The organism is Rathayibacter sp. CAU 1779 (genome assembly GCF_054551755.1).
Genome location: NZ_JBTOLK010000001.1, coordinates 1339979 through 1364974, shown reverse-complemented (window position 1 = coordinate 1364974; position 24996 = coordinate 1339979). Strand labels below are relative to the sequence as shown.

Here is a 24996-nt window from a genome sequence, read left to right as displayed (position 1 = left end):
GGGTCGCACCGCTCACGAGAGAGCCCGGATCGCCTCCCTACGGTTCGTGACTCCGAGTTTGCGGTAGATCATCCTGGTGTGCGTCTTCACCGTGTTGGCCGAGACGCCGAGCTGCTCCGCGATCTCCGCGATCCGCATGTCGGTGCGCAGATAGCCGAAGACTTCCCGTTCACGATCCGAGAGAGCGGATGCCGCACGTCGCGGCGCAGACAGGCTCGCGATGAACGCGGCGTGCCTCGTTCCCCACGCACCGTGTTCGCGCAGCATGGCTCGAAGCTCCGGCCGGTCGTCGGCGAAGGGCCGAGCCACGCCGAGCGGTGCAGCGAGGTCCAGCGCGCGCTCGAACAGCTCGTGGGCGTCCTCGGTGTTGCCGTCGTCGCGCTGAACGAGGGCGAGCGTCACCAGAGCCGATGCCCTGATGTACGGCGCGCGACCGGTCTCGCGCAACTGGCCGAGGAGCGCGACGGCCTCCGCACCCCCGATCACCTGTCGCACCAGCTCGGCAAGGATGACCCCGGCTGCCGGGATATACGTGATGTGCTCGAATCGCCTGGCGATCGCGGCCGCGCGATCCGTTCGTCCGTCCGCCGCGGCGAGCTTCGCCGCCGAGAGCATGCGGTAGGCGGGCCAGGGCAGGCCGTGCACCTCGGTGTCAGGAAGTGCACGGAGCAGCTCCGCCGCATCCGCTCGCTCCTTGCGGTCGCCGACCGCGGCGGCGATGAAGGCCAGGTAGTGCCTGGCGATGCCTGCGAACGATGTCGGCCCTGCACCCGAGTCGATCTCACGCCGGAAGCGACGCCGAGCGTCGTCGAGGTCGTTGCGCCAGAAGGCCATCCACGCGCGCGCCGAGTTCTCCGGACCTCCGAGATACACCTGCCACGCGGTGCTCGCCTGCTCCTCGATGTCCAGCTGTGCCAGTACTCGTTCTGACTCGGCGAAATCTCCCCGGAACGCGAGCATGTACGCGTGCAGGGCTCCCGCCCTGCGCTGAATCGTCGCCTCGCCGAGCTCGCGCGCCGTCGCCTCCGCGGCGCTCAGCACCTCGACGCCGGCATCCATGTCGGTGCGCCGGTAGACCATGGTCGTGCCGAGCATGAGCAGCTTCGCCGCGTAGGCGAGCCGGTTCGACGGCGGATGCGTGGTGAGGTCGGCCCGCACACGACGGCCCGCCTCGCCGAGTTCCCCGAAGTCGTCGTAGAGGAACAGGCCCGCCACGTCGGCCGTGCGGAGCGCGGCGTCGCGCTCCGGCTTGGCCAGGGCGTTCACGCGGGACAGCGCGTGTCGGAACATCCGCTGGCCCTCAGCGCGGTTGCCGCCGACGTCCACGGCGCATGCCCTGATGACCAGGACCTCGGGATCGGACGCCCACGGCTCCGGCAGTGCCGCGCAGGCGTGATCCAGCGCGTCTCCGTTGGGGCCGAGCAGGAGCGCCACCCATCCGTCGCGCAGGGTCTGCACGGCGGTCTCCGGATCCGCGGCCGCCACCGAGTGGTCGATGGAGCGCAACGGATCCGTCGCCGCGAGGAACGCTGCCGCCGCCCGGTGCAGCCGCCGGGCCCGCGCCCTTGCCGCGCGCCGGAGGATCGCCCTGCATCGCGCGGCGAACACGGAGTGCCAGCGGTAGACCACGCCCTCGCCCTCGCCGAACCGGTCGAGGAACAGGCCGCGGCGCACGCACTCCTCGAGGAGCGCCCCTGCGTCCTCTCGGCCGGTGAGAGCTTCCGCCAGCGGCTCGTCCAGAACGGAGGTGGTCGTCGCATCCAGCACGAACTCGCGCAGCTCGTCGGGCAGAGCACCCAGGATCTCATCCGCGATGTACTCGGTGAGCTGAGGCAGATTACCCTGGCGCACCGTCCGCGAGCCCTGCCTGGATGCCGTGCCTGACACGAGCGCCAGCCGAACGGCGGCCGCCCATCCGTCGACGGCATCCACGAGCCGCTCGGAGTCGTCGAGCGTGAGCGAAAGGTCGAACAGCGCGGCCGCATCCAACGCCTCCTCGGCCGTCATGCGCAGCACGTCGGACCGGATGACCGCAGCCTCTCCGCCGAGCAACAGCCTGTCCAGCGGCAGCCGATCCTCTTCCCTGCCGACGAGGATGAGACGCAGCGAGAGGGGCGCGAGCTCGACGAGGCTCCCGATCAAGCTGGCCTGGGCGGCATCCCCCGCTCGATGCAGATCGTCGATCACGAGGGCGATGGGATGTTCGGCATCCGCGAGCGCATCGCACACCGCGTGATAGAGCGCGCCGGAGTCACGGGATTCCGGCGCGACGTCGAGGAGTCCCTCCAGCCTCGGATCATCGGATGCCGCTGCCGCCTTCCGCAGCGCCATCACGACTCCCACGGAGAGCCGCTGCGCGTCCGCGTCGTGACGGGTCAGGGAGAGCCAGGCAACGGGCATCCGCGACGTCGCAGCCCACTGGGACACGGCGACGGACTTGCCCATGCCGCTCGGGGCGGTGACGATCGTCACGCGGTGGTCGGCCACGCTCGCGGCAATGGCCGACATCACCCGGCCGCGCGCGGCCACGCGCAACTGCTGCGGCGGCGTGTAGCGGGCGTCCCCGCCGGCCGACGCACCGCTCTCGGGACCACGGCGCATGCATCGAGAGTAAGTCACCACCGGCTCGAGAGCGGGGACACCAGGGAGGTTCAGCGCTGATGCACCTCGACGCGTCCGAGCCACCGGCCCGCAGCACCGCTTGACTTCACCGGGAATCCGACGTATTTTCCTCATGTGGAAATTTCCGTGAAAGGAAAAAGTGCCGCGCGAGACGACTCCGGCATCGGGGCGGTCTTCTCAGCGCTCGCGGATCCCACCCGCCGCCGGATCGTTGAAGCGCTGCAGAGCGACGAGACCACGGTCGGAGCGCTCGCGGCCCGCCTGGGCGTTGCGACCCCCGCCATGTCCAAGCACCTGACCGTGCTCGAGAACGCCGGCCTCATCTCGCGCCGGCGCGACGCACAGCGTCGACTCTGTCGGCTGGAGCCCGCCGGGTTCCAGGACCTCCACGAGTGGGCGTCTCGCTACGAGAGCCTGTGGTCCGGCAGCCTCGACAACCTGAGCGACTACCTGGCGAGTCTGGGCAGCGAGGATCCGACAGCAGCGAGCCGCAACGGGACGAGCGACGCCCTGAGCGGTGAGGAACAGAGCGGCGAGGAGCAGCCCGCATGAACACGAAGGCGACGATCGAGCAGCGGGATGCCGCCGGCATCCGTCTGTCTCGCGTGCTGCCGGCGAACGTGCCGACGGTCTTCCGGGCGCTCTCCGAGCGCGAGCACCTCATGCGCTGGTGGGGACCGCCGAACTGCCGCGTGGTGGAGTGCAGCGTCGACTTCAGGGTCGGCGGCGTCTGGCACTACCGGCTCGCATCGAGCGATGGCACGCAGCACTGGAGCCGCGCGGTGTACCGCGAGATCGTTCCCGATGCCCGCATCGTCTACGCGGAGACCGGATCGGATGCCGACGGTCGCGTCGTGCACGACCGTCCCGCCTCCGTCGGCACGCTCACACTGACTCCCGATCCCGACGGCACCCGCCTTGATGTTCGGCTGGTGTTCGTCTCGCCGCTGGATCGCGACAAAGCTGTCGCGAACGGCGTCGAAGCGGGCTTCACCGCCGCTCTCCACCAGCTGACGGAGCTGCTGTCCGTCGAGGACTGACCGGATCGCTCACGAGTCGATTCCCCACGAAAGGAACGAAGGATGTCCGAGACCTCACTCACTGCTGTGCGTTCCGCCGACGGAACGGCCATCGCCTACGACGTGCACGGCGACGGACCCGGCGTGATCCTGATCGACGGCGCGATGTGCTTCAGGGATTCGGGACCGATGCGTCCGCTCTGCACTCAGCTCAGCGATGACTTCACCGTGCTCATGTACGACCGCCGCGGCCGCGGTGAGAGCGGCGACACGGCGCCGTACCACGTCGACCGCGAGCTCGACGACCTCGACTCGCTGCTCGACGCTCTGCTGGACTCCACGGGAACGACGTGCGCCGCGCCGGCCCTGGTCGGCGTGTCGTCGGGTGCAGCGTTGGCGCTGCGAGCAGCCGCGCGACTCGGGGATCGCATCCGCGCTGTCGTCGTCTACGAGCCGCCGTTCATGCCGGAACCGCTCGCCGCTGGGGCTCACGCCTACACCGAGGCGCTCGGGGCGGCTCTGGCCGCGGGCGATCGCGACCGTGCCGTCGCACTGTTCCTCGGACGCGTCGGGATGCCCGAGCAGGCGATCGCGGGCATGCAGCAGTCGCCTGCGTGGCAGGGCATGGCAGGCATCGCGCCGACGCTCGCCTACGACGACGCCGTGATGGGCGACAGCAGGATCCCCACGGACCTCGTCGCGGACATCACGGCTCCCGTGCTGGCGCTGGCGGGCGGTGCCAGCCCGGACATGATGCAGTACGGGGCTCGCAGCGTGGCGGACGCCGCGCGAAACGGCGCCTTCGAGGTGCTCCCCGGTCAGGGACACGATGCTGACGCCGCAGCGCTGGCCGGCGGCATCCGCGAGTTCCTGCGCCCCTGACCTGACGCCGGTCGTGCAGTGACTCGCACTGCAGAAATGGCTCCACAGCCGTCGGTGTGGAGCCATTTCTGCAGTGCGACCTCACGAAGGAGAGACGCGCCGGCGGACTGTCACCCGACCGGCACCTCGATGCGTCCCTCGATGGCTGCTTCTCGGTAGAAGACCACGGAGACGATGCACAGCCACGCCCACGACACGACGACCGCCAGCGTGAACACGAGGTTCGCGACGATCGACCCGGCACCGACGGCGACGAGCACGAAGCCGACGAGCAGGAAGACGCCGGCCGCCACGCTGAGCGCGGACAGTGCACGCGAGCGTGCGGCAAGCCTGCGGGCGGTGAGGAACGCCCACACCGCGAAGGCGATGAATCCGAGGCCGCCGCACAACAGGTGCAGGGCGCCGTGCCACGTGAGAGCGTCGCCCGTCGCATCCGGCAGGAAGGCTCCGGCACCGACCAGCAGGATGCCGTACCCCATAAGATATGCCCACGCGGTGCGCGCCGGGCCGGTCGCAAGGTGGCGGTGGATGCCGATCGCTGCGGCGATCAGCATCAGTCCGGTGAGCACGAAGACGGTGATGTGAACCCATCCGGCCGGTCCGAGCGAGAGGACGCTCCAGCTGTCTCTCGCGAAGTCGAACCCGGGCGTCAGTAGTCCCTGGATGACGGATGCGAGCACGTAGAACGGACCGACGATCACGCCGTACCCGAGCAGGGACTTGGTGATCCGCGCCTCCGGCGTGCAGTCGATCCGCACCGCGTTCCCGGTCGACTCGGCGCCCCGCGCGGACGTGCTGTTCGATGTCGACGACATGTCTTTGCCCTTCGCTCATCGGCCTTCGCTCCGCGACCGTCGGACTTCTCTCGTCGGTCTTCGGCCCGATACGACGGCCGCCTGCATTCGGTGACGAGACGGTGATCAAACTAAACTGCTCGTTTCGGTTTAGTTTGATGGTAGGCTCGGGTCGACGGACGGTCAAGAGCGGTTCGAGCATTCGTCTGACTCGGACACCTGCCCGCAGATCGGTTTTGGGGCGTGCCGCATGCGACAACGGAAGTCCTCGGAGATCCTCGAGGCGGCTCGTGAGCTGTTCCTCCGCGACGGGTTCGCCGCCACCACGATCGAGGCGATCGCGAGCGCCGCAGGGGTCTCCAAGGCCACGGTGTACAGCAATTTCTCCGACAAGGATGCCTTGCTCACCACGCTGCTCGAGACGGTCACGACCGAGTCGGCCGCGATCCTCGCCCGTGCGGCCGACGGCCTGGCGGGCGACGGAACGGCGCGCGAGCGCTTCATCGCCCTCGGCACCTCGGTGGTCGATGGAGTGCTGCGGCCCGAGGTGCTGAGCCTGCGTCGGCTGGCGGTGGCACAGGCATCCGCGTTCCCGCGACAGGTGGCGGAATTCTGGCGACGCGGGCCTGCCTCCACGGTCGCACTCGTCGCCGCCCACCTGAAACGCATGACCGAGGCGGGCGAGCTGAGCACTCCCGATGCGATGGAGGCATCGACACAGCTGACGTACGCGCTGACCGCCTCGTTCCAGGACCGCGCGCTGCTCGGCGGCGAGCGGCCCACGCGCGCGCAGATCGATGCGCACGTGACCTCGACTGTCGACGCCTTCCTCCGCGCCTATTCGCCCTGATCGCGTCCCCGCTCGGTAACTCACCGCTCCGCTGTCCCTTCACGCCGCCTTACACGCGAGCACCCGACACAACGGGACAGCGGAACGGAGGGGCCTCGCACAGCCGGTGCCTCTCTCCGCGCTCCGCCGTCCCTTCACGCCGCCGACCGCCCGACCTCCCGACGCAACGGGACAGCGGAACGGGGCAGCGGAACGGGGCAGCGGAACGCGGAGGCAGGGTCGGGCACCCGCCGCAACGCAGGATGCCCGGGTCTGCGCGACCCGGGCATCCGCTGCGCTGCACGCAGCACGGTGCGTGGAGCGGAGCGCTACTCGCGGGCGAGTGCGGCCAGCGCCTCGAGCTCGAGGTCGAGGTACTGTTCGCCGCTGACGTCGACGCCTACGCCGAGCAGTCTGCCACCGGTGAACGGGAAGCCGTCGGAGTACTGGCTGCTGACGGCGTCGCCGCTGTCGTAGCCGATGCACAGACCGTCGCCTGCGAGCGTGAACTTGCCGATCTGGGCGCGCATCGGCCCCTCCGCGACGACTGTGTCGTCGACGTAGAGCTTGCACGTGCCGACGGACTCGCCGTGCTCACCCGTGCTCTCCCTGATGAACTCGACGCCGAGTGCGTGCGCTCCGGGCGCCAGCGCCTCGGAGGTGTACGTCTGCTCTGGCGGGATGCCGAGGAAGTTGTACACGTAGGTGAGCTTGCCGTCCTTGATGAACAGCGAATGGCCGCCGAAGCGTGATCCGTGCGCGAACAGGACGCCCTGAGCGTCCTCCTCGAGCACGACATCCGCGATGATCTTGAACGATCGACCGCGAACATTGACCGCGATGCTTTCGGAAACCGCCGTGGTGTCGGGAAAGTAGACGTACCGTGTTCGCGGCGGCTCATCCTGCGGACGTTCGATCGTCAACTGGTCGCGCGCCGACCGATCATCGAGCGGCAGAACGTGGTTCTTCTCCGCCTCTTCGAACCAGGCATCGATGAGCTCCTTGAGCTTCTCCGGATGCTCCGCCGCAAGATCCTTGGACTCGGAGCGGTCCACATCGACGTGGTACAACTCCCACCGGTCCTCGTCGAAGCGACCGTGGCCGGTGAGCGGGGCATGGATGGCGGCCGCCTTCCAGCCGTCCTTCCAGATGCCACGAGTGCCGAGCATGGCGAAGTACTGAACCTTCTTCTGCGTCGGGCCGTCGGGCTCCGCATCGAACGAGTACCGCATGGAGACACCGTCGAGCGGGCGCTGCTCGACACCACGGAACGTCGTCGGCATCTCGATGCCGACGACATCGAGCACGGTCGCGACGATGTCGGTCGAGTGGTGGTACTGATGCCGGATCTCGCCTGTGGCCTTGATCCCTGCCGGCCAATGGATGATCATCGGATCGCACGTGCCGCCGGAGAACTGCGAGTAGCGCTTGAACATCTGGAACGGCGTCGAGAACGAAGCCGCCCACCCCGTCGGGTAGTGGTTGTACGTCTCGGGGCCGCCCAGCACGCCGATCTTGTCGAGGTTCTCCTTGAGGTCATCAGGGAACCCGTTGAAGAACTTGTTCTCGTTGACCGAGCCGTCCGGCGATCCCTCGCCAGACGCCCCGTTGTCTGCGCAATAGAAGATGAGCGTGTTGTCGAGCTGACCCGTCTCCTCCAGGTAGTCGATGATGCGGCCGATCTGCACATCCGTGTACTCGCTGAATCCCGCGAAAACCTCGGCCATACGGCTGAACAGCCGCTTCTCGTCGTCCGAGAGCGATTCCCACGGCTTGACGTAGTCGGCGGGGTTGGCCTCGTCCTCCGGCATCGGGTTGAACGGCGTGAGCGCCGTGCCCTCTGGCAGGATGCCCCTCTCGATCATGCGCGCGAGCACCCACGTGCGGTAGGCGTCGTAACCGTCGTCGAACACGCCCTTGTACTTGTCGATGTACTCCTTGGGCGCGTGGTGCGGCGCATGGTTCGCCCCTGGACAGAACCACGTGTACCAAGGCTTCGACGGATTCGAGGCGTTCTGGTCACGCAGCAGCCTGATCGTCTGATCCGCGAGGTCCTTCGAGAGGTGGTAGCCGTCTTCCGGCGAGTAGGGCGGCTCGATGAAGTGGTTGTCCTCCACGAGGTCGGGGTACCAGTTGTTCGTCTCGCCGCCGAGGAAACCGTAGAAGCGATCGAAGCCCTGCGAGAGCGGCCATTGCTCCTTGCTGCCGCCGGTCGAGACGTCCTGCTCCGGAACGTTGTGGTCCTTGCCGATCCAGAACGTCGAGTAGCCGTTCTTCTGGAGGATCTGCCCGATCGTCGCGCACTCCTCCGGGATCTGCCCTGAGAAGCCCGGGAAGCCGTTGGTGCCTTCCATGATGTTGCCCATGCCGTTGGCGTGATGGTTGCGGCCGGTGAGGAATGTGGAGCGGGTCGGCGAGCACAGAGCAGTCGTGTGCCACTGCGTGTAGGTCAGCCCGTTCTTCGCAAGCCGATCGAGCGTCGGCATGTTGATGCGACCGCCATACGGCGACCATGACGCCATGCCGGTGTCGTCGTACAGAATGACGAGCACGTTCGGCGCGCCGTCCCTGGCACGCGACTGCTCGTACGGCGCCCAGTCGGCGACCGAATCTCGAACATCGAGCTTGATCGTGCCATTGAACTTCTTCGACATCGTTCCTCCCCTGGACATCGTGAGTCGTCGTCACGGTAAGCCGATCGCCGCGTCACGTACAGGAATTGCTCCCTCTTATCGCCCCACGGGGGTGAACGGAGACGAGTGTGCGCCTTCAGAAGCGGAATCCGCACTCGCGCAACCTTGAGTTCTCGGCTGCAGCGTGCGCTCCGCCATCATCGGGGGACTCTCGCGGCCGGATTCGTGCACTCTCGCGGCCGCACTCGTGCGCTTTCGGGGACGGGCCAACCTCAGGCCTTGCGGCGCCGGCGCAGGATGCCCGCGAGCGCGATCCCGAGACCGGCGACCAGCATGCCGATTGCGGTGATCAGTGCCGGCACGACGCTGGAACCCGTGTCCGACAGTCCGGGCGACGGGTCAAACGAATTGGTCACGACCACCTGCACGTCCGTGCCGTCCCCGACCGTGACGGATGCCGTCTGCACGTTGCCCTCTGTCGCCGGGGTCATCTCCACCTGGAGGGCGCCACCGGTGTCCGTCTCACTCACGACGCACTCGGCGCCTACCGGCAGGTCGGAGTACGTGACGGGGTCCGCCACCGTCAGCGAGCGGTCCGCACCACCCGGTATGGCGATCGGATCCTCGTTCCAGGTGCACGCCAAGTGCACACCGAACGTGTCGTTCTGGTGCTCAGACGCACCCGGCCCGTCCACCTTCTTGGAGACGACGATCTGACCGATCGTGAACGTGTTCGTGACGGTGACGCTGACCGTATCCTCGTCGCCGATCGTCACGACGTGCGGATCGATCACGGTGTTCTGAGCGCCGGCAGCATCCGGTTCGGTGACGATGCATATGGCGCCCGTCGGCACCCCGTCGATCGTGGTCTCGAGCGGATCGTCACCGCCGAGCACCACGTCGTTCGAGTAGACGATGTTCGGATCCGCTCCCGAATAGGTGCACAGGACATGCAGCGTGAACGGTCCGGCACCCCAGGTGGCGGCCCCGGCGCCGTCGACGACTTTCAGCAGATCCAGCGATCCCGCCGTCATGGTGTTCGTGAACGCGACGGTCGTGACGGAGATGATGCGGACCCCGATCGCGAACTGCACGCTGTCGCCGGACGAGCTGACCGGCGGTTGGCCGGTCTGGTTGAGGGTGATGTCGGTCGAACCGGCACCGCCATCGTCGGTTTCCGTCACGGTGCATGCCGAATCCGTGGGCAGATCAGAGAAGGACTGCGACCCGCCATCCGTGATGCTGAACGTCGTGTCCAGGGTGGACACGCCGTTGTAGGTGCAGGACGCGCTGAACGTGAACTCCTGGTCGTACACGAGCGGATCGCCGTTGCGGTCCACTGCATCCGAATCGACCGTCTTCGTGACGGTGAATCCGCCGACCGTGTAGGCGTTGATCACGCGCACCTGCACGGTGTCGTCGGTCCCGTTCGACGTGACGGTCACGCTCTGTGGGACCACGATCGAGGCGACGGCACCGGAGTCGTCCGTCTCCTCGATGCTGCAGACCGTTCCGATCGGAAGGTCGTCGTAGACCACCGGCGTACCCACGGTGAGCTGACGCGCTGCGCCGCCTGGAACATCGATCGTCTCTCCCTGATACGTGCAGGTGGCGAGAATCTGGAAGGTGTCACCTTCGTGGAGTCCGCCTGAGGCGCCGGCGATGACTTTGTCGACCTGGATGCTGCCCACGTCGAACGTGTTCGTCACCGTGAGCTGCAGCGGTGTCGTCTGATCGGTGATCGTCACCTCGCTGACCGTGTTGCCGTCGGCATCCGTGATCGTGGTGCTCGTCGCCCCTTGGTCGTCGGTCTCGGAGATGTCGCAGACCGCACCGATCGGGAGCGGATCGTATGACGCCTCCCAGTTGCCCGCCGACGACAGTTCGCGGGTGGCGCCGCCGGGAATGCTGACCGGTGAACCGTTGTACATGCACGCCACGCTCACCTCGAACGGCCCTTGACCCCACGTGGCCGCGCCGTCGCCGTCGACCACCTTGTGGATGTCCAGCGCACCGGTCTGGAAGTCGTTCGTGGCCGTGAAGGCCTGCGTGTCGCCGTCACCGACGGTGACTGACTCCGGAGTCACGTTGTGCGTCTGTGCGCCGGCGAAGTCCGTCTCCTCGGTGGTGCAGGATGCTCCTGTCGGCAGGTTGTCGATCGTCTTGGTGAGGTCATCCGGCGGGGACAGCTGGAACGTCTCGTCGTAGACGGTGTTCGGGTCGGCACCGTCCAGCGTGCACGTGGTGTGGAACGTGAAGGGTCCCTGCCCGTAATCTGCGGCACCCGATCCGGTGATGACCTTCGTGATGCTCACCGAGCCGACCGTCATGCGGTTGGTGAACGCGGCCGTCGTGATCGTGGCGTCACCCTCGCCGACCGTGAACTGAGTCGAGGATCCTGTGGTGGTCGAGGTGTCGCCTCCCGTCGTCAGTGTGATGTCTGTGGATCCGGCTCCACCGTCGTCCGTCTCTGTCACGGTGCACTCTGCTCCGGTCGGGATGCCGGTGAACGCCTTGGAGTCGCCATCGTGCAGGGTGAAGGTCTGGTCGCCGGCCGGCACGGCCTCCTGGCCCAGATACGTGCAGGACGCCGTGAACGTGAACGCCTGGTCGTAGACGATCGCATCGCCGTCCTGGTTCTCCGCACCACCGTTGTCGACGGCCTTGGTCACGGTGAAGCCGCCGGCTGTGAAGGTATTCGTGATGGTGAAACGCGCCTCATCCGGAGTGCCGACGTACGGATGATCCACCTGGTCGTTCGTGCTGATGTCGCGGTCAGCGGTCAGCGGCGTGGTCGGAGTCACGGTCGCGGTGTCACCGGGAATCGCCGGATCCTCGACGACCGTGCAACTCGCGAAGAGCGGCAGGTTCACCGGTCCCGTCGTGTTGTCGTAGACGAACACGGTGCCGTCCGACGGCACACTGGGGCGGCTCGCGTCGCTGCCGTCGGCGAACACCAGGTCGACGGCCTGCCCATTCGACGTGCAGGTGACCAGCATCGGATACGAGGTCGGCAGAGTGACGTCGCCGGCGAAGTCGGGCGCGTCGACCTCCTTCACCATCTGCAGCTGTCCGGTCGCCGTGGCGACGGCGACGCGCTGCGGCTCGGCCGGGAGTTCTCCATGCTCCGGCTGGGATACCGTCGCGACCGTGCGAGACGCGCCCGCGAAGGAGTTGTACGCGATCGGCTCGCCCGACGGCACCGCCGACTCCTTGGGAAGGACCGACGGCGTGCGCGTGTCGAAGGTGATCGAGAGCGTCGAGCCAGGACGCAGCCCGGAGCCGAGCGGGGTATCCGGATAGGTCACGACGAACTCGACGCTGCGCGCCGCGGCGAGCTCCGACTCCGGGGTGTTGGAGTCGAACGCCGTCCAGCCGAAGTCGCACGCCGGATCCGCCGACGTCTGATCGGTGTACACCCTGATCGCGTTCTCGTTGCAATCCTGGCTGAGCACCTGCGTCGAGTAGTACGCGGTCAGCGTCGCCAGAGGATCGAGATTCGCCTCGACACTTCCGACCAGCGTGGTCGCGAACTGCGACCCACGGCTTCCCGGCACGATCACGCCCTGGTCGCCCACCGCAGGCAACGTGTCCACGGCGGCGATCACGCGGGCGTTCGCATTGCCCGAATTGGTGAAGTCGAGTCTCCAGGTCTCGTTGCCGCCCGGTCGGGTGATCGGTGCGCACGGATAGCTGTAGAAGTCGTCCGTGGGCGTGCTGCACTCGTCGGCGCCGGTGCCTGCGACGTTGAGCACGCCGAGGTCGTCCTGGCTCGGATCGGCGGGGTCCCCCGCGCTGTCGCCCTTGACCCACTTTTTCATCGAGACGACGGAGCTGGCTGCCGGAGCGACGGTCGTGTCGGCCGCGCACTCCGCCACGTTGTTCGTGTCCGGATTCGGCACCATGTCCGTCGTCGTCGACTGACAGGTCTCGAAGAGGCGATCAGACGTCGCTGTCACCGTATTGTGGATGACCGTGTCCGGATCGAGGCCGGGGCGGAACAGCAACGGAGCGCCCACGGTCAGCGTCCACCCGTGCAGGAAGACGAAGTCGTCGGGAGTCGTCACGGTGATGATCCCTGTCGACTCGTCGAGATGGGCTGAGAAGCCCGTCGTGTCGCCGATCTCGCCGTTCGGTCCCATGAGCGTGAATGTGTAGGCGGGCGGTGTCGGCTCGATCACCGGCGACTGGGCCGGGTTCCCGACGAGCGGCGTGATCTGGTCGGTGACCGTCAGCCCTGTCATGTCCCATTGGCCCGTGTTCGTGACGGTGAAGACATACGGGATCGAACCGTTCGCATCCAGCAGACCGGCCGACCCTCGGGTCTTGGTCACCTTGATCGAGTTCACCAGGTGCTGCACGAGAGTCGTCGCGGTGGCCGACGAGTCGTCGGTGAAGGTCTGTCCCGGACCGAACTGGGCGTCGCCGTGCGAGCGCACGGTATTGGTGATGACCCCGAGCTGGGTCTCGCCGGGGTTCGGCTGCAGGTCGGGCCGGTCCGTGCCGACCAGCAGGCTCGGATCGCTGCGCGTGAACTCCCGCCGCGTTGTGTTCAGCGAATAGCTGAGCTTCGGGTTGTACGGCCGCTCCCACTGCACGGGCGTGCCGTCCACGAGCTCCCGCGCCTCGAAGCGCACCCCGACGACCTGCGAGGCGGACACGCCGGTCGGCAGGCCGAACGTGACGGTCCCGGTGGACGACACCCAGTCGCCCGTCGTCCAGCACGCGGAGGTCTGCGTGACGACCGTTCCGTTGCAGGATGCCACGAGCTGGCCGGCGACGACGGCCCACGTGATCGTCTTGCCGTTCGCCGGATCGTCCGTGAGCACATCCATCCGCACGTCGTTCACCGGGGCCGGCACCGCGATCGACGCTCCCGTGTAGTCCATCGTGTTCCAGAACGTCGGCGTGTCATCCGTCGTCGTCATGAGGATCGTGCGTGCGTTCCCGTTCGGCTGCGACACCAGCGTCGAGGTGTAGTTCGGGGGCGTGACGTCCTCGGTCATGGTCGGCGGGTCGATCGACTTCTGGGTCGCGACGGTGTAGTTCGCCTCGACGATGTTGAACGACGCGTCGGCATCCGCCTCACCGGAGCTGCAGAACCCGCTCGGCGGGTCGGTGCACGGGATGCGGTCGGGGCTGTCCACCTGAACGTGGGCGTCGTTCTCGACGGCGTTGCCGTTCGTCGGCTGCATCGGCAGCTCCGACGAACGATAGGTCGACCGCAGCTGCCAGGTGAGCCCCACGACGCCCTGGGCCGCCGCGTTGATGATCGGCGCGCCGTCCGGGGTGCCGAAGGACACCTCGATGCCTGTCACCGTCGCCAGGTCCGTCGGCGACAACGCCTGAGCGTCGGCGAGCGTGTACGTGCCCGCGGAGGTGCCGCCGGTCAGCGTGACGGTCGTGTCGTCCGCCGTGGCGCCGGGAGGCGGGGTGACCGTGTCGATCGAGTAGAGGTTCAACGTGTCGAAGACGGTCGGCGCCGCTTGGCTCGCGGACGGATCGGAGATGACCATCGACGAGATCTTCCCCGCCGTGTTGTTGATGCCCGTCATCGTGGACGAGATGAGCGGATAGTCGGACTGGTCCGTTCCCTCCTGTGGCAGACCGAGGTCGGTCTGATCGAACGACTTGGAGAGCTCGACGTTCACCGGCGAGTCCGTGATCGTGATCGTGTCGTTCGCCTGCGAGGTGTACACGCTGTCGTCCTGGAGCGTGCCGTCGCCCTGCACCGTGTTGTTCACGACGCCCGGATCGCCGGTGTTGTACGTGTAGGTGTGCTCGGTGCCGAGCACGTACTGGGTTGGGTCGCTGCGAAGCGTGTCACGAAGCGTCCACACCAGGTTCAAGGGACGTGAGAAGTCGTACGACGACCCGATGCCCGCTCCGGCCGTCCGCTCCGAATAGACGAACCGCAGGCCCGTTGCCTCCTGCTGCTGAGACCCGCTGAGGGTGTAGCCGCCGAACTGGCCCGTGCACCCGCTCGAGCAGGCCTGAGCCGTGATGTCGACCCACGCGCCGTTCTCGTACAGGCTGACCTCGCTGATCACGTCCTGCGCGATCTGCGGGTCATCGGCCGTCGTGATCGGCGCGATCTGCTTGAGGTTCCAGGCGTCGAAGACGCTGGTGGAGACGTCGGTCAGCTCGCCGAGGGATGCCGGGTCGTTGATCGCCATCGACTTGAGGTTCAGGCCGGAGGTCGACCATCCGATCCGCGTGGTGCGGTCCTCGCCGGAGAGTGCTGGCACGGTGTCCTGGGTCCACGCCTTGTCCACGAACTGCGGTCCGGTGCCGCCGCCGTTGATCGGAATGATGTCGATGCTCGCGTCCGCGCAGTCCGTCTGCGGCGAGCGCACGGCGTTCGGGTTTGCGACCTTGCTGCACACGCTGTTGTCGACGGTGACCGGAGTGTCGTTCGTCTGCGTCGTCTCGACGCCGATGGTCGGGGTCACGTTGAATCCGGGCGGGAGCGTGTCGGCGCACCCGTCCGCCGTGCTCGGCAGGAACACGAATTGGATTCCGCCGATGTCGGACTTCAGATCGGCCGGAACCGTGTACGTGTAGTTCTGCACCGGGCCTTCGATGCCCTCGGCACCGGGGAAGGTCACGTACTTTCCCTGCGAGACGGACCAGTAGTTCACCGTGAGGGTGGAGCAGTTGGGGATGTCCGTCTGCACGTTGTCGGCCGTGAACTGGTTCCAGAACCCGGTCGTGTCCGTGCCCGGATTGTTCGGGTCGGAGATGACGAGGGTGTTCGAGCCCACCGATGAGTCGTCCGACACCTTGCCGGTGAGCGAGATCGTGGCCGTTGTTCCCGGGACGCCGTAGATCTGGGACGGCGTGATCTTCTTCGTCACCTCGGTGTTGACGGTCAGCGGCGAGATGGTGAAATCGGCCTTCGTGTCTGCCGTACCCGTCTGGTCTTCGCTGTTCGTGACCGAGGTGTCGACGAAGTTCGTGCTCGACTTCACCGTGACGACCCGGTTTGCCGTGACCTCGATCGGGATCTGCGCGTACGTGCCCGACTGGATGCCGTCGGTGCCCGGGGACTCGTAGGTCACACTGAACCCGTCGACTGTGCATCCCGATTGCGGATCCGGAAGCGTGTTCACCGTCGTCGTCGAATCCGTCGTGGATGCGCAGTCGGTGTAGGTGTAGGTGATCGTCGCCTCGGTGGCCGCCACCGGCCACGTGAGATCGCTTCCGAATCCGGTGAAGGTCAGGCCCTGCTCGCTGAACCCCGGCTGACCCGACGTGGGCTCGTTGATCGTCAGGGACTCGACATCCTGCTCCCCGACGGTCGCCTTGACATCGGCCGTGGCCGATTGCCCCGACAGCAGGGTCGTGTCGTCGAAGGACTTGGTGATGGACACGTCGGGCGCGTTCGCAGACATGGTCACGTCTGCGGTGTCGGTCGCCGGGTCGCTGGACTCTCCGTTCTTCTGCACGATGGTGCTGGCGTCGTTGTGGATCGTGACCGACGTGCCCTCGGGGATGGTCGTGACCTGGTCGTTGGTGGTCGAGTGGATGACGACCTTGCCTGATGCGCCAGGCGCGTACGTGCCGTGGAAGGTGACGCGGATGCCCTCGGGCATGTCCGGCGGCACGGGCGGGGTGCTGGTCCATGTGCCGTTCACGAGGTACTCGATGTCGGTGCTCGTCGTGGTCGGCGGAGGTGTGATGTCCGGCGCTCCGGTGAAGTCGATGTACTGGAGGTTGGTTGGCGGGCTGGCGGGGTCGACGGGATCCTGCACCACGATCGTGTCGACGTTCTGGTTGGACTGGTTGCTCGGCGTCAGCGTCCAGTCGACCGGTCGCCCCGGCACCGCCGGGATCGTGCTGACCGACGCGTTCTTGCTCATGTCGGCGACGAGCGTCGTTGGCACGTTCAGCGTGATATCCGCCGTCCCGTTCTTGCTCGGCGCGTTGTCGGCGTTCGCCGTTGCGGTGTTCGTGATGGTCTCGCCGTTGTACGTGCCCGGAACGTCGGTCGGTACCTGGGCGGAGACCGTGATGATGACCTGATTGCCGGCGATCATGCCGGTCTCCGGCGTTCCGTTGTAGGTCCAGCCCTCCGTTGGCGTCACGACGAAGCCGGTCGATCCCGCATAGGTGACGCTCACCGGGCCGCCGGACGAGAGCGACGCAGTGACCTGCGGGCTGGCGTTGGGGTTGAGCACGAGGGGAGCCGGCAACTCGTCAGCGATGTTGGCGTTGATGCAGCCACCGACCGTGGTCGAACTGCACGACACGGTGATCCGGTATTGGAACGTGTCGCCCGGTTGAAAGGTGGTCTGCGTTCCGACCACTTGTTTGGTGATCTGGAACGCCGCGTCGGGATCGGCTGCGGCCGCCGGCGTCGCCCCGATCAAGGCTCCGCTGAGCGTCAGGGCGACGACTCCGACGATCGTCGCCACCCGCATTGTCCACGAACGCAGTCGCACGTGCGCACCCCCCGATGCCGACGATCCGAGGGCAGGCCGAACCGTCGTCTCTCTGCCATCGTGCCTCTGACCAGCGGATTCGCGCCACCCTCGACCCCATCCGACTGGGGTGAGATCACCCCACCAGGGTGGCCATACCATCGCCACATGGATGCCCGCATCGCGCCCATCGTGCTCATTCCCGCGCTGGCACTTCTCGCGCCGATCCTGTCGGCACTCGTCGGCCGGGTCGCGAAAATACCCCTGGTCGTGTTCGAAATCGTGCTCGGCATCCTTGCCGGGCCGAGCGTGCTGGGCTGGATCCCGAAATCGGATGCCCTCACCACCGTCTCCAACTTCGGCCTCGCGTTCCTCTTCTTCATGGCCGGCAACGAGATCGATTTCGCGACCATCAAGGGACGACCGCTGAACCGGGCGATCATCGGATGGCTGATCTCGCTCGCAGGCGGACTGGCCCTCGGCATCCTGCTCGCACCCTCGCCGATCGCGGGGATCTACGTCGGCATCGCTCTGTGCTCCACGGCGCTCGGCACGCTGATGCCGCTCCTTCGCGACGCCGGAGAGCTGCGAACTCCGTTCGGACTCGCGGTCACGGCGGTCGGAGCCATCGGCGAGTTCGGGCCGCTCGTGGCGATCTCGCTCTTCCTCTCCGGGCGCACACCGCTGGCCGGAGCGCTCGTGCTCATCGGATTCGTCATCATCGCGGGACTCGGGGTGTGGCTGGCATCCCTCGGAACGCACGAGCGGTTCCACCGACTGGTGACCGCGACCATGCACACCAGCGGCCAGTTCGTCGTGCGGTTCGCGGTGGCCATCATCGCGGGACTCGTCGGGCTCAGCATCGCGCTGGGACTCGACATGCTTCTCGGAGCGTTCGCCGCCGGCATCCTCACCCGGGTACTGCTCTCCGGTGCCCGCCAGGAGGCGTCGGAGCAGATCGAGGGCAAGCTCGAGGCGGTCGCGTTCGGCGTCATCGTCCCGGTGTTCTTCCTCACGACCGGGATCACTTTCGACCTGCGCGGGCTGCTCGCCGACACCCGAGCACTCATCCTGCTGCCGATCTTCCTGGTGCTCCTGCTCGTCGTGCGGGGCCTTCCCGGACTCATCGCCTCACCCAAGGGCGCGACCGGCAAGGATCGGGCGGCCCTGACGCTGTTCACCGCCACCGGTCTGCCCATCATCGTCGCGGTGACGAACATCGGCATCGAACAGCACGAACTGTCGTCCGGGACGGCGAGCGCGCTCGTCGGCGCGGGGATGCTGTCGGTGCTGCTCTTCCCGGTGATCGCGTTGGCGCTGCGCAAGGTCTCCAGCGACGGCGGCGTGCGCCCGCCCGACACCGAGCACGTGCCCACCGTGGGTTGAGTCGCGCCGGGTGTCGAGTGCGCTCCGACGATTGCGAGCTCGAACGGTACTGAGGGCGGGTGCGCTCAGCGTTCGACGACGAACGACTCCCCGGGCGCACCGCACCACACCGCCTTCTTTTGTTCAGGTCGCGACGCGGCCCTTGCTCCGAGAACCGGAGCTCGCAACGAATACCGAAGGTTTCCTCCGGTATTCGTTGCGAGAGCGCGATCACTCCGATTTTCGCGACGCAGCGCGCGGCGGGCTACGGGTTGCGGATGGCGGGCTGCGGGCTGCGGATGGCGGGCTAGGGTTGCGGGCCGCTCAGCGTTCGACGACGAACGACTCCCCCGGGCGCACCGCACGCAGCTGGTAGGCGCCGGCGAAGCCGAGCGCCCGGGAGGTCCACTGCGGCGTGACCGTGCGGGCATCCGTGTCGAACGTCAGCGTGAGGCGGTGCGGGGTGTCGATGAATGCGATGTCGATGCGCGGGGTGGCAACGGCATCCGCATCGAGGATGCCTCCCCTCGCCGCGATCGGAACCTCGAGCGTCCCCGACGCCCCGCCCTCGGTGACCGCCCAGGAGCCGTCGCCCACCCGACCGCCGACGGTGTCCGTCGGCGTGGACGACGTCGACGGCACCGACACGGCGGCGACCCATCCCTGCGCGTTCGCTCGGGCTGCGTCGTCGGAGACGGCGTCGGGCGCCACCGGCTGGTGCGGGGCATCGGCTGCGGTCTCGTCGGCGGGATCCTCGTGCAACGTGACGGTCCAGCTCTCGGCGGCAGTGCCGCCGCCGTCACCGGCGCCGTCGCGCTGCAGCACGACGCGCGTCAGCTGCGGATATCCGTCGGGATCCTCCGGGTCGCCGACCGCGCGGTACTCACCAGCCGCCGAGGCGTCCAGCTGCGCGAACGGCCGGAGATCCGCAGGGAAGGGGATGCTCCGCTCGAGACCGAGCAACGCCTCTCCGCCGTCCGGCCGAGGTACGAGCGGCTCGTCGTGGAACGCGGGCAGCAGGTGCTCCCACACCAGGTTCAGCTCGTGCTGCATGTCGTGCACCTGCGCGGTGATGGCGACCACGGCATCCTGCTCGGGCAGCACGAGGCAGAACTGGCCGAATGCCCCGTCGCCGCGGAACCCGTTGCGGGACATCCAGAACTGGAAGCCGTAGCCCTGCGCCCAGTCGGACTCCGGCGCGAGCGGATCGCCCGGCGTCGCATTCGCGACCTGCAGGCTCGTCGCCTCCTTCACCCACCACTCCGGCAGCAGGCGGCGGCCGTCCCACACGCCGCCGTCCAGGTAGAGCCGGCCGAGCTTCGCGACCGCCTCGGGCGGTGCGAAGAGTCCGGAGAAGCCGAGCTCGACATCCGCCGGCTGCTGCTGCCAGCCGAGCTGCGGGATCCCGAGCGGTTCGAAGAGCCGCGGCCGCAGGTAGTCGGTGAGGCGCTGGCCCGAGCGACGCTGCACGATCACGCCGAGGGTGTAGGTGGCAAGCTGGTTGTAGGTGAACACCGTGCCCGGCTCGCGCTCCGGCGGGGTGGCGAAGAACTGGCGGATCGGATGCTCGCGGTCCTGCCAGAACGACACGATCATGTCCTGCAGGTGGCCGGTCGCCATCGAGGCGAGATGCCGCACCAGGATGCGCCTGCTCTCCGGCGCGACGCTGTCGGCATACTCCGGGAAGTAGTCGACGGCAGGGGTGTCCAGGTCGAGAAGACCCTCCGCGGCGGCGAATCCCGCCGCCGTGCTCGTGAAGCTCTTACTCAGCGAGTACACGAGCTGCGGGCGCGTCGTGGCGTACGGCGCCCACTGGGCGGAGGCGATCACCGCGCCATGCCGCACAACGATCAGCGCATGCGGATCGATCGCGGGATCCGCGTCGTAGGCGTCGATGAGGGCGCGGATCCCCGCCGGATCCACACCCTCCGCCTCCGCGGTGCTCGTGCGCCAGAACGCTGCTCTCGCATCGTCGTCGCCGTCTGTCACTGTCGCGTGGGCTTCGGTGGACCGGCCGGATGAGGTGGGCACGGGCATCCTCTCGTCGTCATTGAGCGTGTCGTTCGAGCATGTCATTTTCGGCTCGTCCATGCTGCGCTCGACCGAAGAGCTGACGACCACGTACGGTCATTTTGTTACTAGTCACTAATCAGTAACATAACCATCATGGCGGAGCGGATGCGCGGAGATGCCCGGCGGGCACAGGTTCTGGAGATCGCGGCACGTGAGTTCGCGGAACGCGGGCTCTCCGGCGCGTCCGTTGAGACGATCGCTCGCGAGGCGGACATCACCCAGGCGTACGTGTTCCGCATGTTCGGCACCAAGAAGGCACTGTTCCTCGAACTCGTGACCGCGGCGTTCGACAGGGTCAGCGACGGCATGCTGCTGGCCGGCGACGGACTGACGGGCACAGAGAGCCTCGCGCGCATGGGCGCTCAGTACTACGACCTTCTCGCCGACCGCACGGCACTTCTTCTCCAACTGCAGGGCTTCGCCGCGTGCGGCGATCCAGAGGTGCAGGCCGTCGTGCGCGAACGGCTCGCCCGCATGTGGCAGGTCGTCGCCGACACGACCGGTCTCGACGCCGTCACCGTCAAGTCATTCCTCGCGTTCGGCATGCTGCTGAACGCGGGAGCAGCCGTCGACGTCGCGGCGATCGACGAACCGTGGGCCGACGGCATCCGCACGCTCGTCAAGCCGGGACTGTTCGACCACATCACCGCCGAGACGAACAGGTGAGCACGTCGCCGACCGCCGGCCCGGCGCACCGACTGGGCGCGGCTCTCGTCACGATCGCCTTCCTCGGCGCCGTCATCGGCGGAGTCGGCGCACCGCTCATCACCTCCGTCGCCCTCCATCTCGACGTCCCCCTGGATGCCGCGCAGTGGACGCTCACCGTCACGCTGTTCTCCGGGGCGATCGCCGCACCGGTGCTCGGCCGTCTCGGCACCGGCCCCCACCGCCGTGCCACGGTGCTCGTCACGCTCGGACTCGTCGCGCTCGGCGGCCTCCTCACGGCGGTGCCGCTCCCACCGGGAGGCTTCTCATTCGGGACGCTGCTGGCCGGCCGCGCGCTGCAAGGCCTCGGCCTCGGTGCGCTGGCCCTGCTGATGAGCGTTGCGCGCGACAACCTGCCGGCGGAACGCGCTCGCTCCACGATCGCGACCATCTCCGTCGCCGGAACCGTCGGCATCGGCGTCGCCTACCCGCTCATGGGACTGGTCGATCAGTACGCAGGGCTCCGCGCCGCCTATGGGCTCGGCTTCCTCATCTCACTCGCCGGAGTCGTCATCGCCTGGCGCGCGATCCCGCGGGATGCGCCACGTGCGGGCATCCGCATCGACGTCGGCGGCGCCGTGCTCCTCGGCCTTGGCACGCTCGGCCTTCTGCTCTGCGTGGCGCAGCCGTCGGTGTGGAGGATGCCGTTGGTCGGGGCATCCGTCCTCGTCGTCGCAGGTATCGCGCTGGCCGTCTGGGTGGTGGTGGAGCTGCGCTCGTCGGCTCCGCTCGTCGACGTGCGACTTTTCGCGCACGGCGGATTGCTCAGTGCCAACGCCGCGATGCTCACCTCGGGCGTCGGCATGTACCTCCTGTTCTCGCTTCTCACGCGCTTCGTGCAGACGCCGCAGGCGGCCGGCTACGGATTCGCGCTCTCCGGTCTCGCCGCTGGGGCCGCGCTCATTCCGTTCTCCGTGTTCGGATTCATCGCCGGCAGGCTGACGCCCTGGATGACGCGCCTCGCGACCGCGAGGTGGACGTTCGTGATCCATGCCGCCTTCGTCGCCATCGCCGCGATCGTCTTCGCGGCCGTTCCGTGGTCACTCATCGCGACGCTCACCGCCATGGCGGTGCTCGGCTTCGGGGTGGGCGGGGTCTCCGCGACCATGCCGGGGCTCGTGCTGGCCGGCACACCGGCGACAGAGACGGCGAGCGTGCTGTCGATCAACCAGATCGTGCGCAGCGTCGGATTCAGCATCGGAAGCGCCCTCGCCGGCCTGCTGCTCGCGATGGCGACCTCGCACGGCAGTGTGTTCCCGGCAGAGAACGGCTACGCGATCGCCGCCGTCTGCGTGCTGCCGTTGCTCGTGCTCAGCGCGGCCGTCATCCTCGTTCCCCGTCGCCGGTGAAGCGCTCGTAGTCGTCCCAGGTGTCGATGTCGTCGGCGACGTGGGCGTCGTCCCCGATCGCCGTGACCGCGAGCCCGGCGAGCAGGGCGCGAACGGACTGGTCACGCCCGGCATCCGGGAGAGCGGATGCCGCTGCCCTCAGGGCAGACGTTCGGTAGACGCCCGTGAGCCATTGCGCACGGCCGGTGGAATCCGCGAGGCAGGCGCCGTCGGCGTCGGATGGCAGGGCACTCAGCTCCCGATCCAGCCGCGCCACCGCCTGGTCCACGCGCGGAAGGTCGCAGGCGAGCACGAAGGTCCACTCCGGGACCGGATGCGGATCCGGCGGTGCCAGCGCCGTGACGATCGCCGCCGCCGGGCCTGAAAACGGCGGATCCTCGCGACGCCACTCGATCGCAACCTCACGACCGGTCGTCGGCGCGCCACCAGGTTCCGCGCCTGCAGGTTCCGCGCCACCGGAATCCGCAGCTCCAGGTTCTGCACGGTCCGGGTCGAGCGCCGTCCCATCGCCAGGACGCGGACCCACGATCACCACGGTGCCGCATCCGACTGCTGCCACGGCAGCGACTGCCGCGTCCAGCAACGACCGTCCCGCCACCTTCAGGGACGGCTTGTCGATGCCGGCCATGCGGGAGGCGCGACCGCCGGCGAGGAGGATCGCGCCGCGAGAGGGCGCATCCGGATCCGCAGTGCTCATCACCTCAGCATGGCAGCACGCCGGACGCGGTACGCCCGTCGACCATTGCTCCGCAACTGCGGATCTATGGGCCTGAAACAACCGCAGTCGCGGTGATACGGTGACCACATGCCCGCAAGCTACAAGATCGCGCAGGCCGCGCGACTTCTCGGCGTGAGCGACGACACCGTGCGTCGCTGGGTGGAGCAGGGTGCGCTTGAAGTGACGGATGCCACGCCCACCGAGATCCCGGGTGACGCGCTCGCCCAGCGGGCCGTCGAGCTCGCCCGCGCGGCGGACGACCCCACCGACGTGCTCTCCAGCGCTCGCAACCGCTTCACCGGGATCGTCACGCGCGTCATCGCGGACGAGGTCATGGCGCAGGTCGACATCCAGGCAGGACCGCACCGTGTCGTCTCACTGATGAGCACCGAAGCCGTCCGCGACCTCGGCCTCGAGGTCGGTTCGCTCGCCGTCGCCGTCGTGAAGGCCACGAACGTCATCGTCGAGGTGCCGGGCACCTGACCCGGCCGCACCACCCCCGACCACCACGAGCACCACCGAACCCCTCCCGGAGGAACGACATGCGCCGCCTGCCCCTTCTCCTCGCCGCCACCGCATCCGTGGCCCTTCTGCTGGCCGGGTGCTCAGGAACCTCGGGTGCCGCCGACACGTCCACGGCGACGGCCAGCTCGACGACCGACACCCTCAGCGGCGACGTCACGGTCTCGGCTGCGGCATCCCTGCAGGGCGCGTTCGACAAGGCGGCCGCGGAGTTCGAGAAGGCGCACCCCGACGTGCACGTCACCGCGAACTACGACGGATCCAGCACCCTGGCCACGCAGATCCTCGGCGGCGCGAAGGTCGACGTCTTCGCGTCGGCCGACGAGGCGAACATGGCGAAGGTGACGGACCCGGGGCTGGCATCCGATCCGTCGATCTTCGCCCGCAACGCCCTCGTCATCGTCACCCCGAAGGACAACCCGGGCAACGTGAAGTCGCTGAGCGACCTGGCGGACCCGAGTCTCAAGGTCGTGCTCTGCGCGCCAGCCGTGCCCTGCGGATCCGCCGCCCAGACCCTGCTCGACAACGAGAACGTGAAGGTCACGCCGGTGAGCCAGGAGCAGAACGTGACAGCCGTGCTCACCAAGGTGGAGAGCGGTGAGGCCGACGCGGGTCTCGTCTACGTGACGGATGCGGCAACGACCGACAAGGTGAAGACCATCGTGCCGGCCGGCGCCGACAAGGTGATCAACTCCTACCCGATCGTGGTGCTCAAGGATGCTCCGAACCCGACAGCGGCGAAGGCGTTCGTCTCGTTCATCACCGGATCCGAGGGGCTGAAGATCCTGGCGTCGTTCGGATTCCAGAAGCCATGAACCGCCGCGGCTACGCGCCGCCGCTCCTGGCGATACCGGCGATCATCGGTCTCGCGTTCCTCACGCTGCCGCTGGCGGCCCTGGTCGGTCACGTCGAATGGTCGACGCTCTGGGCGGACATCACCTCGCCGCAGGCACTGGACGCGTTGCAGCTCTCGGTGATCACCGGACTCGTCGCCACGGCCCTCTGCCTGCTGCTGGGCGTGCCGCTCGCACTGCTCCTCGCGCGTGTGGGCGCCCTCACGAC

Annotated in this window: 15 protein-coding genes and 1 pseudogene; 10 read left to right on the top strand and 6 right to left on the bottom strand. The window is 67.8% G+C overall.

The window, feature by feature from the left end; all coding sequences use genetic code 11:
- Positions 1-12: 12 nt before the first annotated feature.
- Positions 13-2601: a LuxR C-terminal-related transcriptional regulator gene (locus ACX9R5_RS06230; RefSeq protein WP_459408131.1), complete on the bottom strand. Its 2589-nt coding sequence runs from the start codon at positions 2599-2601 to the stop codon at positions 13-15.
- 147 nt (positions 2602-2748) lie between these two features.
- Between ACX9R5_RS06230 and ACX9R5_RS06225 the strand changes: the two genes are divergently transcribed.
- Genes ACX9R5_RS06225 through ACX9R5_RS06215 form a run of 3 tightly spaced genes read left to right on the top strand, consistent with a single transcriptional unit; the run spans position 2749 to position 4523 of the window.
- A complete protein-coding gene (locus ACX9R5_RS06225; RefSeq protein ID WP_459408130.1) occupies positions 2749-3174 on the top strand; it encodes an ArsR/SmtB family transcription factor in 426 nt (141 codons plus the stop codon).
- Positions 3171-3662, top strand: coding sequence for an SRPBCC family protein (locus ACX9R5_RS06220; RefSeq protein ID WP_459408129.1), 492 nt, complete (start codon positions 3171-3173; stop codon positions 3660-3662). The genes ACX9R5_RS06225 and ACX9R5_RS06220 overlap by 4 nt, the downstream gene beginning before the upstream one ends.
- 42 nt (positions 3663-3704) lie before the next feature.
- The gene (locus ACX9R5_RS06215; protein ID WP_459408128.1) at positions 3705-4523 is read left to right on the top strand and encodes an alpha/beta fold hydrolase; all 819 of its coding nucleotides are present in this window, start codon (positions 3705-3707) and stop codon (positions 4521-4523) included.
- 110 nt (positions 4524-4633) lie between these two features.
- Here ACX9R5_RS06215 and ACX9R5_RS06210 read toward each other — a convergent pair whose 3' ends face one another.
- On the bottom strand, positions 4634-5338 hold the full coding sequence (locus ACX9R5_RS06210; RefSeq protein WP_459408127.1) for a DUF998 domain-containing protein: 705 nt from the start codon (positions 5336-5338) through the stop codon (positions 4634-4636).
- Between the two features lie 229 nt (positions 5339-5567).
- On the opposite strand from ACX9R5_RS06210, the gene ACX9R5_RS06205 reads away from it, so the two are divergent.
- Positions 5568-6167, top strand: a complete 600-nt coding sequence (locus ACX9R5_RS06205) for a TetR/AcrR family transcriptional regulator (RefSeq protein ID WP_459408126.1) — start codon at positions 5568-5570, stop codon at positions 6165-6167.
- Positions 6168-6475: 308 nt separating this feature from the next.
- Here the strand turns inward: ACX9R5_RS06205 and ACX9R5_RS06200 are convergent, their stop codons facing one another.
- Positions 6476-8800 carry an arylsulfatase gene (locus ACX9R5_RS06200; RefSeq protein WP_459408125.1) on the bottom strand — a complete coding sequence of 775 codons (2325 nt, stop codon included), beginning with the start codon at positions 8798-8800 and terminating at the stop codon, positions 6476-6478.
- Between the two features lie 251 nt (positions 8801-9051).
- Positions 9052-17196 (bottom strand): DUF5979 domain-containing protein, encoded by an 8145-nt coding sequence (locus ACX9R5_RS06195; protein WP_459408124.1) that lies wholly within the window; start codon positions 17194-17196, stop codon positions 9052-9054.
- Positions 17197-17370: 174 nt separating this feature from the next.
- Between ACX9R5_RS06195 and ACX9R5_RS06190 the strand changes: the two genes are divergently transcribed.
- Entirely contained in the window at positions 17371-18588 is a 1218-nt protein-coding gene (locus tag ACX9R5_RS06190) for a cation:proton antiporter (protein WP_459408123.1), read from the top strand.
- 303 nt (positions 18589-18891) lie between these two features.
- Here ACX9R5_RS06190 and ACX9R5_RS06185 read toward each other — a convergent pair whose 3' ends face one another.
- The gene (locus tag ACX9R5_RS06185) at positions 18892-20598 is read right to left on the bottom strand and encodes a serine hydrolase domain-containing protein (RefSeq protein ID WP_459408122.1); all 1707 of its coding nucleotides are present in this window, start codon (positions 20596-20598) and stop codon (positions 18892-18894) included.
- A 135-nt stretch (positions 20599-20733) separates the two neighbouring features.
- On the opposite strand from ACX9R5_RS06185, the gene ACX9R5_RS06180 reads away from it, so the two are divergent.
- Both ACX9R5_RS06180 and ACX9R5_RS06175 read left to right on the top strand, forming a co-directional pair.
- Positions 20734-21306, top strand: a complete 573-nt coding sequence (locus ACX9R5_RS06180) for a TetR/AcrR family transcriptional regulator (RefSeq protein ID WP_459408121.1) — start codon at positions 20734-20736, stop codon at positions 21304-21306.
- Positions 21303-22694 (top strand): MFS transporter, encoded by a 1392-nt coding sequence (locus ACX9R5_RS06175; protein ID WP_459408120.1) that lies wholly within the window; start codon positions 21303-21305, stop codon positions 22692-22694. The genes ACX9R5_RS06180 and ACX9R5_RS06175 overlap by 4 nt, the downstream gene beginning before the upstream one ends.
- Here the strand turns inward: ACX9R5_RS06175 and mobA are convergent.
- Positions 22669-23391 (bottom strand): molybdenum cofactor guanylyltransferase, encoded by a 723-nt coding sequence (gene mobA / locus ACX9R5_RS06170; RefSeq protein ID WP_459408119.1) that lies wholly within the window; start codon positions 23389-23391, stop codon positions 22669-22671. The two genes, ACX9R5_RS06175 and mobA, sit on opposite strands and share 26 nt — an antisense overlap.
- Positions 23392-23499: 108 nt before the next feature.
- Between mobA and ACX9R5_RS06165 the strand changes: the two genes are divergently transcribed.
- The 3 genes and pseudogenes from ACX9R5_RS06165 to ACX9R5_RS06155 all read left to right on the top strand — a co-directional run.
- Positions 23500-23895, top strand: coding sequence for a TOBE domain-containing protein (locus ACX9R5_RS06165; RefSeq protein WP_459408118.1), 396 nt, complete (start codon positions 23500-23502; stop codon positions 23893-23895).
- Between the two features lie 59 nt (positions 23896-23954).
- Positions 23955-24749, top strand: coding sequence for a molybdate ABC transporter substrate-binding protein (modA, locus tag ACX9R5_RS06160; protein WP_459408117.1), 795 nt, complete (start codon positions 23955-23957; stop codon positions 24747-24749).
- Positions 24746-24996 (top strand): annotated as a pseudogene (locus ACX9R5_RS06155) (molybdate ABC transporter permease subunit); the annotation flags it as partial. The gene modA and the pseudogene ACX9R5_RS06155, both read left to right, overlap by 4 nt.

What these genes read in the sequence shown, in the direction of transcription:
- ACX9R5_RS06205 (WP_459408126.1), top strand. Translation starts at nt 5,568, where the DNA reads ATGCGACAACGGAAGTCCTCGGAGATCCTCGAGGCGGCTCGTGAGCTG.
- modA (WP_459408117.1), top strand. Translation starts at nt 23,955, where the DNA reads ATGCGCCGCCTGCCCCTTCTCCTCGCCGCCACCGCATCCGTGGCCCTT.
- ACX9R5_RS06215 (WP_459408128.1), top strand. Translation starts at nt 3,705, where the DNA reads ATGTCCGAGACCTCACTCACTGCTGTGCGTTCCGCCGACGGAACGGCC.
- ACX9R5_RS06200 (WP_459408125.1), bottom strand. Translation starts at nt 8,800, where the DNA reads ATGTCGAAGAAGTTCAATGGCACGATCAAGCTCGATGTTCGAGATTCG.
- ACX9R5_RS06190 (WP_459408123.1), top strand. Translation starts at nt 17,371, where the DNA reads ATGGATGCCCGCATCGCGCCCATCGTGCTCATTCCCGCGCTGGCACTT.
- ACX9R5_RS06180 (WP_459408121.1), top strand. Translation starts at nt 20,734, where the DNA reads ATGGCGGAGCGGATGCGCGGAGATGCCCGGCGGGCACAGGTTCTGGAG.
- ACX9R5_RS06165 (WP_459408118.1), top strand. Translation starts at nt 23,500, where the DNA reads ATGCCCGCAAGCTACAAGATCGCGCAGGCCGCGCGACTTCTCGGCGTG.
- mobA (WP_459408119.1), bottom strand. Translation starts at nt 23,391, where the DNA reads ATGAGCACTGCGGATCCGGATGCGCCCTCTCGCGGCGCGATCCTCCTC.
- ACX9R5_RS06220 (WP_459408129.1), top strand. Translation starts at nt 3,171, where the DNA reads ATGAACACGAAGGCGACGATCGAGCAGCGGGATGCCGCCGGCATCCGT.
- ACX9R5_RS06230 (WP_459408131.1), bottom strand. Translation starts at nt 2,601, where the DNA reads ATGCGCCGTGGTCCCGAGAGCGGTGCGTCGGCCGGCGGGGACGCCCGC.
- ACX9R5_RS06210 (WP_459408127.1), bottom strand. Translation starts at nt 5,338, where the DNA reads ATGTCGTCGACATCGAACAGCACGTCCGCGCGGGGCGCCGAGTCGACC.